This is a genomic window from Microcoleus sp. S13_C5 (assembly GCF_036700845.1).
Taxonomy (GTDB): Bacteria; Cyanobacteriota; Cyanobacteriia; order Cyanobacteriales; family Microcoleaceae; genus Microcoleus.
Genome location: NZ_JAUBPR010000036.1, coordinates 33614 through 45964 on the forward strand (window position 1 = coordinate 33614; position 12351 = coordinate 45964).

7 protein-coding genes are annotated in these 12351 nt (G+C 45.7%); all 7 read right to left on the bottom strand.

From position 1 onward, the window contains the following. Positions 1–305 precede the first annotated feature (305 nt). Positions 306–665 (bottom strand): hypothetical protein, encoded by a 360-nt coding sequence (locus QUA04_RS12435; protein WP_333257382.1) that lies wholly within the window; start codon positions 663–665, stop codon positions 306–308. 592 nt (positions 666–1257) lie between these two features. After that, entirely contained in the window at positions 1258–1950 is a 693-nt protein-coding gene (locus tag QUA04_RS12440) for a response regulator transcription factor (protein ID WP_333038110.1), read from the bottom strand. A 205-nt stretch (positions 1951–2155) separates the two neighbouring features. Beyond that, complete coding sequence (gene map, locus QUA04_RS12445) at positions 2156–2983, bottom strand: type I methionyl aminopeptidase (protein ID WP_333243465.1); 828 nt, start codon at positions 2981–2983, stop codon at positions 2156–2158. 492 nt (positions 2984–3475) lie between these two features. Continuing rightward, entirely contained in the window at positions 3476–5542 is a 2067-nt protein-coding gene (locus QUA04_RS12450) for a response regulator (protein WP_333257385.1), read from the bottom strand. 7 nt (positions 5543–5549) lie between these two features. Further along, on the bottom strand, positions 5550–6275 hold the full coding sequence (locus QUA04_RS12455; RefSeq protein ID WP_333257388.1) for a chemotaxis protein CheB: 726 nt from the start codon (positions 6273–6275) through the stop codon (positions 5550–5552). Continuing rightward, positions 6229–7056 carry a protein-glutamate O-methyltransferase CheR gene (locus tag QUA04_RS12460; protein WP_333257390.1) on the bottom strand — a complete coding sequence of 276 codons (828 nt, stop codon included), beginning with the start codon at positions 7054–7056 and terminating at the stop codon, positions 6229–6231. The genes QUA04_RS12455 and QUA04_RS12460 overlap by 47 nt, the downstream gene beginning before the upstream one ends. 138 nt (positions 7057–7194) lie before the next feature. Continuing rightward, positions 7195–12351 (bottom strand): HAMP domain-containing protein (locus QUA04_RS12465; RefSeq protein ID WP_333257393.1); only part of this gene is annotated, 5157 nt, incomplete at its 5' end.

Sequence of the window (12351 nt, forward strand, 5' to 3'; positions counted from 1 at the left end):
CCGTTTTTACGTTTGCCAATTACAGCGAACAATCACATGATTAATTTTATTTCTGCCATTTGGGGCGATTTCCCATCAGTGGGAACTATCAATTAGTTAAGTTTATTTCAGCCTGCATACTTATTGTTTTAGCCGATCGCAATTAAAGCATACCCAAAAAAATACATACTCTGTTATTCGCATATTCCCAGCAAAATCAACCGGATTTTACTGAAATCTTGATAATTGCTCAAATTCTAGCCAGCAAAAGAGTCTTTGTTTGCAGGGTTCCCAGCCATCGCCCAAATCGCACAAATCCGATTCAGTTATTCGCATATCGCTGAAATCCGGCATTCCTTGCTTGACTGACCCCTTGCAGCACTGAGATAAACTACCGGGGGCGGCTCATCAATTACAGCTTGAAGATTTTTTGTCATAAATTTACTAATCTCCATATCTAAAGTAGCTGTAAAATCAGGTTCATCCCAATCCTCGCTTTCTTCAATGCTGATTGTTGTTGGTGGCCCAATATCAAAATCTAGCTCATCGCCAAAATCCGAAACTTTCTTAATTGGCTCTATTTTCTGACCGGTATCAGTGGCTAAAGCTTGAGTTGTATTGGCTATTAATACGATCGGCAGTGCTACTATGGCACTTATTGTTTGTCGCGCCGAGATTTTCCTCATGGTATCCTCCTCATATAAACTAAGCTTTGCTGCTATACATTCAACATCCGCCGCTACTTTAGAGCGCTGTGAGTCGATTTTAGATTTTAGAGTTTAGATTTACTCCACAGATGAATCTGAGAGCTTGAACTAGGGTCTAAAATTGTGGGCTACTTACCACTCCTGCCGTTTGCAAGTATCCGTTTTTGAGCAGAGTCATTAATTAATAGTGGCTTGTTTTTCCACAGGATATAACCTTATGTGTGACTCTTCGCGGCAAGTTTGCTTAACTGAGCATATCCGGTCAACTGTTTGCCTTTGTATTTACTACGTGAAAACTCTTAAACAGTCAGGTTTTCCCGTTAAGTAATTCCCCAGCCTTTGCGAGTGTTCATCTCAGACTCAAAGCAAAGTGGGTGAGAAGTTTGATCGCACACCAGTTTTCGCACTCCCGCGCTGCCACCAGCAAGCTGATGTGACATACCACAGCCACCGGAAATCTGTCAATACTTATATCTTAACATTTCTAAGTTGTTGCATAATTCTCGTTACCAGGAAGAGCCTGGTAACGCAGCTCGGCGAGGCAGAGCCTCCAGCCAAGTCGAGAGGACTCCTATTTCGTCAAGCCGTGTTCGAGAGCGAAGCGAACCAACTCAGTACGGCTGTTAGTACCCGTCTTGCTAAACAAACGGCTGACGTACTTTTCCACATTACGCACGCTAGTTTCCAAGCGGCGGGCAATTTCCTTATTCATCAAACCTTGAGCAACCAAATCCAAAACACTTTGTTCTCGCGGAGTCAAATCAATTTTAATCGGCGAAGGACTTTGGGCGATCGAACTCCGCCCACTCAGCAAAGACTCAATTCTCGCCATTTGGCTTGTCAAAGCAGCAATATCGGGACTTTCAGCATTTTCGCTCGTCTCCTTAGCAGCGGCGCGGCGGGCCAGCAAATTGGTTACTATTGCTACTAACTCGTCGGGATCGAAGGGCTTAGAAAGATAAGCATCGCAGCCTGCTTGATAGCCTTGAATACGATCGCTCGTCATCCCCTTAGCCGTCAAAAACACCACCGGTAAAGCCTTATAGCGAGGATCTTCCCGCACTTGCTTGAGAAATTGATAACCGTCCACCTGGGGCATCATAATGTCTGAAATCACCAAATCGGGATTGTACTGCTGCAAGAGTTCCCACCCATCCCGAGCATTACTGGCCACCTCAACCGCAAAATCGCTATCTTCCAAATAAGCTTGTACTGCTTCCCGCAAGCCCGGTTCATCATCTACCAATAATAATCGTGCTGACATAGTTGTTACCCTTACGCTTTACCACTATTTTTTAATTTAGCCGAAGTTAAGTCTTATTGTCACTCCATCCATCGAAGGAACTTAAAAAATTGTTTTTCAACTCTAGAGTTTTGAGTTGTGTTTTGATCTAACGATTATAAACTTATTAAATCTTTAATTCAAAACTCAAAACTCAAAACTCAAAATTATTGTTGAACCCTTCCACTTAAACTTTTGAACGATCGGTCAAAATTTCATAGCCAGTTTCTGTCACCAACACAGTATGCTCAAACTGAGCCGACATAGCATTGTCAACGGTTACAGCAGTCCACTTGTCAGAAAGCGTCCGAGTGTACTTAGAACCCGCATTCAGAATTGGTTCGATCGCCAATGTCATGCCCGATCGCAATTTCACGTTCGGCATTTCGCGGGTGCGGAAATTGAAAACCGACGGTTCCTCGTGCAAATTTCGCCCGACACCGTGACCGGTAAACTCCTCAACGATGCTAAAACCGTTGCTTTTGACATGATCTTCGATCGCACCAGCCAGATCGAGCAAATAGGCTCCTGCTTTCACTTGTTCGATGCCTTTGTAGAGAGCTTCTTCTGCGACTCGGATTAATTTTGCCGATTCTGGAGTAACTTCCACAACTGCGATCGTAATGCAAGAATCGCCGTGAAAACCTTGGTAATATGCCCCCGTATCTACCTTGAGAACATCTCCGGCCCGAATTACTTTTTTGGCGCTGGGGATGCCGTGAACAACTTCGTTATTAATGCTAGAGCAAATTGATCCGGGGAAACCGTGATAGCCTTTAAAACTCGGAGTTGCCCCCATTTCGCGGATGCGTTTTTCGGCATAAGCATCCAAATCAGCAGTAGTCATTCCCGGTTTCACCATTTGGGAAATTTCTTTGAGTACCGTTGCAACGATTTTTGCTGCTTGCCGCATAATTTCGATTTCGCGTTCCGACTTAATTTCAATGCCTCGACGCTGTTTTTTGACTTGTGGTGCTTGAGTTGGGCTAGAAAGCAGACTGCTAAAAATATTCATCAAAAGTCCTTGAGTCTGAAACCCCGTCCTTACAGGACGGCTTTACATTGAATTGAATCCCCTTGCGGGGTAGGGGGGTATGGTTGCCCCCCCGTGAGGATATGGTTGTCCTCAATCTCCCATTTCTGGGGTAAAGTTAGCTTCGCCAATGTTTAGTGAGCTTGTTAGGCTAGCAGCACTGTTCCAGTGACCTTAGAACTGTTTAACCACTAGCGACAGAGCAAGGGACTAGCTTCGCATCCCAGGGTGTCGTGACTCAAAAAACGTAGTCAGTTAAGACTGAGGCTGGTCAGAATGGCTTGTTAGATTTCTCTTTCAAGCCTCATGCCTTTAGGCTGAGGTTCCTGACGTATTGATTGGCGGGTAATTTTGTACTTTGACGGCAGGTTGAAGCAAAAAAAACGGCAAATATCCAGTTTTTTGTGGAAAAACGGGTGTCTTGTTCCGAACTGTCGATCGCTTGTCCTTTAAGCTAGCTTAATATTTTTCTCACTAATCGGCACGGGATTGGGGGGTCAATAAAGCGGTTTCAACTGCCGAGTCCGTCGGTTCAGGATTTCCGAGCATTCCTGTGAGGTTAGCAATTGCGGCAATTAACTTATTTATGTCAACTGGTTTAGATAAGTGCATCTGAAAACCCGCTTCCAGCGCTTGCTGGCGCTCTTCCTCTCTCGCGTAAGCCGTCAGAGCGATCGCAGGCATCTTTCCACCCCTGATCACTTCCATTTCTCTCACCCGCCCGATCAACTCGTAGCCATCTGCTTGCGGCATTCCAATGTCGCTCAGCAGCAGATCCGGCCAATAACTCTCCAGTGCAGCTAGAGCCCCGGCCACCGATGCCGCCGATCGCACTATAGCTCCTTCGTCTTCGAGTAAAGCAATCAAAAACTCCCGCGTGTCATCGTCATCATCCACCACCAGCAATTGCAAATTAGCCAGAGTGGGGAGAACCTCTGTCGCGTCATTGAGCGGCGACCAATCATCGTCAGCAGCGAGGGCGTTCCTCTGTGCCACAGGTAAAGCCACCGTAAATTTCGCACCCTCGCCCGGATTATTCTCTGCATGCACCTTACCGCCGTGCAGTTCCACCAAGTGACGGACGATCGCCAATCCCAGTCCCAAACCCCCGTAAGACCTAGTTGTGCTGCTATCAGCTTGGCGGAAGCGATCGAAAACATAAGGCAAAAAATCAGGAGCGATACCAATGCCGCTATCAATTATCTGAATTTGAGCCTCATCTCCAACTGACTCTAACCGCACCTCTACTTTACCCTCTTGCGGACTAAACTTAATCGCATTTGACAGCAAATTCCACACAATTTGCTGCAAGCGATCGAAATCGCCGATAACTTCGCCTACATTTGGACTGCAGGTTAATTCTATGACTATTGATTTTTCCTCAGTCAGCGGCTGCAAAGAATCTATTGCCAGCTTGATCGCAGATTCCAACCGAATCGGATGCTTATTTAAATTTAGTTTCCCCCGCAGAATCCGCGAAACATCTAAAATATCTTCGATGAGTTGAGATTGAGATTTAGCATTGCGCTCAATTGTTTCTAGGGCTTTCTCTATAGTGTCTTGGTCAAATGTTTTGGTACGAAGCAGCCTAGACCAGCCGAGAATTGCATTTAAAGGAGTCCGGAGTTCGTGAGAGAGAATAGCTAGAAATTCATCCTTCATCTGGTTAGCTCTCTCCGCTTCTTGCCGCGCCACTTGTTCGCGGATTAGTCGGCTGCGTTCTTCCTCTGCTTGCTTGCGGTCTGTGACATCTCTAACCGTGCCCACGTGACCCATCAGTTTTCCCAAATCCGAAAACATTGGCGACGACTGCACATGAATCCAACGCACGGTTTCGCTACCAGCTAATCGAAACTCGTTAGAATATTCGTGGCCTTCTTTAATCCAAGCTAACCAATCTGCTACTACGCGCTCGCGATCTTCTGGATGAACTTCCCGCTGCCAAATTTCTGCTAAACTTTCCTCCAATGTTAACCCGCAAATTGCTTGACAACGGGGATTAATGTATGTACAGCGGCCTTCAACGTCAGCTAAGTAAATTCCTAGCGGCGAACAAGCACACAAAGTGCGAAACCGCTCTTCACTTTTACTTAGTTCACTATTAACAGCAGCTAACTGTGTTGCTTGCTGTTTCACCTCGACTGTTTTTTGGAACAATTCCACAAATACCCCCACCTTCGATGTCAATATTTCCGGTTCCAAGGGTTTGAACAGGTAATCCACCGCACCCAAAGAATAACCTTTAAACACGTGGGTGTCATTACTGCTAAATGCTGTGATAAAAATAATCGGAGTCGAGCGCGATCGATCTCTAGAGCGAATCAATGTTGCTGTCTCAAATCCATCCATTCCCGGCATCTGCACATCAAGCAAAATTACCGCAAAATCTTCATGAAGCAGACATCTCAGAGCCTCCGCGCCCGAATTAGCTTGTACTAGATGATAAGAGGGGCTGTTGAGAATAGCTTCTAGAGCTACCAAATTTTCTGGGCGATCGTCAACTAAAAGGACATTTACTCGATGGGGGGGCTGCAGATTCATAAATTTTTTAATCTTTAATTCTTAGCAAATTGACTAAACAGGGAGCGATTTTAGAGAGGGGTAAAATCCAGTCTACTTCAACATTTGCGATCGCCGACGCTGGCATAGTCGGGCATAGAGCTGAAGCCGGTTCTTCCACAAATGTCAATCCTCCCTCAGCTTTAATTTTTGCCAGCCCTTTACTGCCATCCGAATTAGCTCCCGTTAAAATTATGCCGATAACTTTCTCCCCAAAGGCATCCGCAGCAGACTCAAACAGCACATCGATTGAGGGCCGCGCGTAGGAGACAGGAGCCTCAGTTGATAGTGCAAATGTAGGAGCTCCGCGATTGGGAATTGGGGATTTTGAATTATGGATTGACTCCACTGCCACGCTCCCCCATTCTGTAAACTCGTTTTCATACAGGCTAAACTCCTCGTCAGAGGGCGATTCTATTAGCAAGTGATAGTCAGCAGGAGCCAAGTAAACCCGTCCCGGTGCGATCTCCTCTTTGTCTTGGGCCTCTGTGATTTGGAGAGAGCTTTGCTTTTGTAAAAAATAAGTAAGCCTATTCTGAGAACTCTTATGTCGGTGTTGGACAATCACTACAGGCAAAGGAAAGCTTTGGGGCAAATCTGCCAGCAGCACAGTCAGAGCCTCTAGCCCTCCCAAAGACGTGCCCACAACCACTATTTCAAATTTTTTTTTATTTAATTCTCCGGTAGAGTTTCTCACTACTTTCAATTGGTTCATAGTATTTTTCATAAGGTGTAAAAGTCAGAGACTCCTGATGTCCTAGTCCTAAAATCCCAAACATTCCCAGGCTTTCATAAAAAAGCTTGTGTACCCGCTCTTGGAGGTGTGAATTGAAATAAATCATCACATTACGGCATAAAATAACATTAAATTCATTAAAAGAATTATCCGTTGCTAGGTTGTGGTGAGCAAAGACAATATTCTCTTTAAGTGAAGAGCGAAAAATCGCATTTTCATAGGCAGCAGTGTAATACTCAGAAAACGCTTTTTTGCCCCCCGATTGGTGGTAGAGTTGCGTATATTCTTGCATTTGTTTCAGCGGGAATATCCCTGTTTTGGCGGTTCTCAAAACTAATTCATTCATGTCCGTAGCGTAAATCCGACAACGGTCATACAGTCCTTCTTCTTGCAGCAAGATTGCCATAGAATAGACTTCTTCTCCGGTTGAACATCCAGCGTGCCAAATCCGAATAAAAGGATAAGTACGCAGTAGAGGCACCACTTTATTTCTGAAACTAATGTAAAAGCTGGGATCGCGAAACATCGCCGTTACATTGACAGAAATGTCCAGCAGTAAACGGTCTAGGTAAGCAGGATTGTGAAGTACCTTTTCCTGAAGTGCAGAGACAGTGGTGAGCCGTTCCGAGCGAATAGTGTTCCAAATACGGCGCTTGAGAGAGGCAAGAGCATAATTGCGAAAATCAAATCCGTAATAGCGAAACATTCCCTCTAGTAGGAGTTGAATTTCGATTGTTTCAAGTTCATGGCTTTCGGGCATTTTTAATTAGTAATTGGTTATGGGGCATTGTTGACTGTTGACTGTTGACTGCTGACTGCTAACTGCTGACTGCTGACTGCTGACAACTAATAACTAACAACTGCCAACAGTCAACTGCCAACTGACAACGGACTTCCATTATCGATAAAGCCAGACACGCAGCAGCGAGAGCAACTGTTCGGTATCAACAGGTTTGGTAATGTAGTCAGACGCACCAGCTTCGATACATTTTTCCCGATCGCCCTTCATAGCTTTCGCAGTAAGAGCAATCATTGGCAAGGAAGCAAATTGAGGCATATTACGAATTGCTTGCATGGTTTCGTAACCGTCCATTTCTGGCATCATCACGTCCATCAACACAATATTTATGTCAGGCGTAGTTTGCAATTTAGCAATGCCCTCTCTGCCATTCTCAGCATACTCAATTTTCATTTTATGGCGCTCCAGCATACTCGTGAGGGCGAAAATATTCCGCATATCGTCGTCAACAATCAAGACTGTTTTGCCCGCGAGCGTCGAATCTGTTTGATACAATTGCTCTAGCATTTGGCGCTTTGGTTCCGGCAAATTTGCTTGGACTCGGTGCAAAAACAAAGCTGTTTCATCTAACAAACGTTCCGGCGATTGCACATCTTTAACAATGATTGTTTCCGCCATGCGCTTGAGTTGAGTTTCTTCGGAGCGTGTCAACTCTTTGCCCGTATAAATAATAAGCGGCAGACTTTTCAAATTAGCCTCTTGCTTGATCTGCTCGATCAGTTCAAAACCCGTCATATCTGGTAGTCCCAAATCGAGTACAACGCAGTCAAAATGCCCCGATTTCAAAATTGCTAGCGCCTCTGCACCACTCCCCACAGCCGTGGTAGAAACATCGTGATTGCCGATTAAATCCACAATGCTCAGACGCTGTGTTTCGTCGTCTTCCACGACTAGCAAACTCTTCACTGGCCGCTCGACAAAACCCTTAATATCAGTCAAAGCTTTGCTCAAGGCTTCGCGACTGACAGGCTTTTGTAAGTAGGCGATCGCCCCTAACTGCAAACTGCGCTGCCGCCCTTCTTCAACTGATACAATGTGAACCGGAATGTGGCGCGTACTTGGGTCGTGCTTCAAGCGATCGAGCACTGTCCAGCCATCCATCACAGGCAAATTTAGATCCAGCATAATCGCAGTTGGCTTGAACTCTCGCGCCATCGCCAAACCGATATCGCTCCGCAAAGCCACCAAACCTTTAAAACCCTGTTCCTGCGCCATATCCAACAGAATTCGAGCGAAGTTTACATCATCTTCAATAATCAAAAGCACGCGATCGTCACTCTCAATATTTTCTCTATCATCAGAAATTAAAGGTAAGGGGTAAGGCGCGATCGGCAAGTGGAAATTCGGCAAAGGAAGTGCGGGAGAATTAGCAGCGGGTAATTGAGGCGTTTGCTTGCCCGTTCCCGAACCCGTTTCATTCATTATTCGCGATTCTTGGTAAGTTTGTGGCAGATAAAGCGTGAACTTACTACCCTCACCAGGGCGACTTGTCAATTTAATTTCTCCACCTAACAAATTAGCGATTTCTCTACTAATTGACAAACCCAAACCCGTGCCCCCGTATTTGCGGCTAGTGCTACCATCTGCTTGTTGGAAAGCCTCAAAAATAACCCTGTGTTTTTCAGCAGAAATCCCTATCCCGGTATCGCTAACTGAGAAAGCCAAAACAGTAGGGGAAGTCCTTAAACTTTCTATCTCTAAACTCCACCCTTCCCGCGCTACTTCGGCACGCAATTTCACCTCACCTCGCTCTGTAAACTTAAACGCATTAGAGAGAAGATTCTTCAAAACTTGTTGCAGGCGTTTAGCATCAGTATAGAGACCTTTTGGCAACCCAGCCTCAAGCTCTATTTTAAAACTCAACTTCTTATCGAGGGCGATTTGGCGGAAAGTCCGATCCAAATGATCTCGCAAGTCCGTAAACAACACTTGCTCAATTTCCACCGACATCGTGCCCGATTCAATTTTAGCGAGATCCAAGATGTCATTAATCAGCCCTAACAAATCTGTTCCTGCCGAGTAAATTGTGCGCGTGTATTCAACTTGCTTCATAGTCAAATTGCCTTCAGTATTGTCAGAAAGCAATCGAGCCAGAATCAACAGCGAATTTAGCGGAGTTCGCAACTCGTGAGACATATTTGCCAGAAACTCCGACTTATACTTAGAAGTTAGAGCCAACTGTTCGGCTCTTTCTTCCAACAACCCCCTCGCCTGTTCGATATCTCGGTTTTTCCGCTCAACTTCCTTATTTTGCAGCGCTAGCAATTCAGCTTGTTCTTCTAGTTCTTCATTCGTTTGTTGCAACTCTTCCTGCTGCTTCTTCAACAGTTCCTCATTCGTCTTCTGCACCTGCGCTTGCTGTTCTAGCCGCTGGTTAGTGTCCCTTAGTTCCTTTTGCTGAGTTTGCAACTCTTCAGCCAAAGATTGCGCCTGTTTCAGCAACTCTTCCGTCCGCATACTGGCCGCAATTGTATTTAAGACAATGGCGATACTTTCTGTAAGTTGGTCGAGGAATGTCAAGTGAATTTCGCTGAAGCGGCGGAACGAAGCTAACTCGATTACTGCCGTCACTTGTCCCTCAAATAATACGGGTAAAACCACCACATTCAGCGGCGTAGCTTCTCCCAGACCCGAGCTAATTTTAACGTAGTTGTCCGGCACTTCTGTTAACAGTATTCGTTCCTTTTCCAGGGCGCACTGTCCTACCAAACCTTCGCCTAAATGGAATCTATTTCCTAAACTTTTACGTTCCCGGTAGGCGTAGGTACTTAACAGTTTGAGGAAGGGATCGTGTTCTACAGTTTCCATCATAAAGAAGACGCCATGCTGAGCAGAAACCAGTGGCGTTAATTCTGATAAAATTAATTTAGAAACAGTTTCTAAATCCCGCTGACCTTGTAGCATCCGAGTGAACTTAGCGAGGTTTGTTTTCAGCCAATCTTGCTCAGTATTCTTCTGCGTTGTCTCCCGGAGATTGGCAATCATCTGGTTGATGTTGTCCTTGACGATCGCAACTTCTCCTTCAGCGGCGACGGAAATTGACCTTGTTAAATCGCCTCTGGTAACAGCAATTGCCACTTCGGCGATCGCGCGCACCTGAGTAGTCAGATTAGCCGCCAATTCATTCACGTTGTCCGTCAAATCTCGCCACGTCCCCGCCGCACCCGGAACCTTCGCCTGACCGCCTAACTTCCCTTCAATTCCCACCTCGCGCGCCACCGTACTAACTTGATCCGTAAACGTCGCCAGCGTGTCGATCATCTCGTTAATCGTATCTGCCAGAGTCGCAATTTCTCCCTTAGCTTCCAGCATTAATTTGCGCTTCAAATCGCCATTCGCCACCGCCGTCACAACCTTAGCAATACCCCGCACTTGCGCTGTCAAATTTCCCGCCATCGAGTTTACGTTGTCGGTTAAATCTTTCCACGTTCCCGCAACTCCTTTCACATCAGCTTGACCGCCCAATTTACCCTCAGTTCCCACCTCCCGCGCCACCCGCGTTACCTCAGAAGCAAAAGAATTAAGCTGATCCACCATCACGTTAATAGTGTCTTTCAGTTCGAGAATTTCGCCTTTGACATCGACGGTAATTTTCTTAGACAAATCCCCATTTGCCACCGCTTTCGTCACTTCCGCAATATTCCGCACCTGCGCCGTCAAATTCCCAGCCATCAAGTTAACATTATCGGTTAAATCTTTCCAAGTTCCCCCTACACCCCGCACGTAAGCTTGCACGCCTAATTTACCTTCCGTTCCTACTTCTCTCGCCACCCGCGTTACTTCTGATGCAAAGGAACTCAACTGATCCACCATGATGTTAATCGTGTTTTTCAGTTCGAGAATTTCACCCTTTACATCTACGGTAATTTTCTTGGATAAATCGCCATTTGCCACAGCGGTTGTCACTTCCGCAATGTTCCGCACTTGTGCTGTTAAATTCCCCGCCATCGAGTTAACTGAATCCGTTAAATCTTTCCAGGTTCCTGCAACTCCTCTGACTTCAGCTTGCACGCCTAATTTCCCTTCGGTTCCCACTTCCCTAGCAACCCTGGTTACTTCCGAAGCAAAGGAATTTAACTGATCCACCATCGTGTTGACGGTGTTTTTCAACTCCAGAATTTCACCTTTAACATCTACAGTAATTTTCTTCGACAAGTCGCCATTTGCCACAGCAGTAGTAACAGCCGCAATATTCCGTACTTGCTCTGTCAAACTACCCGCCATAAAATTAACTGAATCCGTTAAATCCTTCCAAGTTCCTGCTACGCCTCGCACATCCGCTTGACCGCCGAGTTTACCTTCGGAACCGACTTCCCTAGCAACCCTGGTTACTTCAGATGCAAAGGAATTAAGCTGATCCACCATCACGTTAATGGTGTTTTTCAGTTCTAAAATTTCGCCTTTAACCTGTACCGTAATTTTTTTAGATAAGTCACCGTTAGCAACAGCCGTCGTCACCTCAGCAATGTTGCGGACTTGTGCTGTTAAGTTTCCGGCCATTGAGTTAACTGAATCCGTTAAATCTTTCCAGGTTCCTGCTACTTCTTGCACTTCAGCTTGTACGCCTAATTTCCCTTCCGTTCCCACTTCCCTAGCAACCCTGGTTACTTCCGAAGCAAAGGAATTTAACTGGTCAACCATCGTGTTGACGGTGTTTTTTAACTCCAGAATTTCCCCTTTAACATCTACGGTAATTTTCTTAGATAAATCGCCCTTAGCCACAGCGGTTGTCACTTCAGCGATGTTCCGCACTTGTGCTGTCAAACTGCCTGCCATGAAGTTAACGCTATCAGTTAAATCCTTCCAAGTTCCGGCAACTCCTTTCACCTCAGCTTGACCGCCGAGTTTACCTTCGGAACCTACTTCTCTCGCCACCCGTGTTACTTCTGATGCGAAGGAATTTAACTGATCCACCATGATGTTAATCGTGTTTTTCAGTTCGAGAATTTCGCCTTTAACATCTACTGTAATTTTTTTAGATAAGTCGCCATTTGCCACAGCCGTCGTCACGTCGGCAATGTTCCGCACCTGTGCGGTAAGATTGCCCGCCATTGAGTTAACTGAATCCGTTAAATCTTTCCAGGTTCCTGCTACTCCCCGCACTTCAGCTTGTACGCCTAATTTGCCTTCGGTTCCTACTTCTCTCGCCACCCGCGTTACTTCTGATGCGAAGGAACTCAACTGATCCACCATGATGTTAATCGTGTTTTTCAGTTCGAGAATTTCGCCTTTAACATCTACTGTAATTTTTTTAGA

Bases quoted from the DNA above. Each gene is read 5' to 3' on its own strand.
- QUA04_RS12435 (WP_333257382.1), bottom strand. From the start codon at position 665: ATGAGGAAAATCTCGGCGCGACAAACAATAAGTGCCATAGTAGCACTG.
- QUA04_RS12440 (WP_333038110.1), bottom strand. From the start codon at position 1,950: ATGTCAGCACGATTATTATTGGTAGATGATGAACCGGGCTTGCGGGAA.
- map (WP_333243465.1), bottom strand. From the start codon at position 2,983: ATGAATATTTTTAGCAGTCTGCTTTCTAGCCCAACTCAAGCACCACAA.
- QUA04_RS12450 (WP_333257385.1), bottom strand. From the start codon at position 5,542: ATGAATCTGCAGCCCCCCCATCGAGTAAATGTCCTTTTAGTTGACGAT.
- QUA04_RS12455 (WP_333257388.1), bottom strand. From the start codon at position 6,275: ATGAACCAATTGAAAGTAGTGAGAAACTCTACCGGAGAATTAAATAAA.
- QUA04_RS12460 (WP_333257390.1), bottom strand. From the start codon at position 7,056: ATGCCCGAAAGCCATGAACTTGAAACAATCGAAATTCAACTCCTACTA.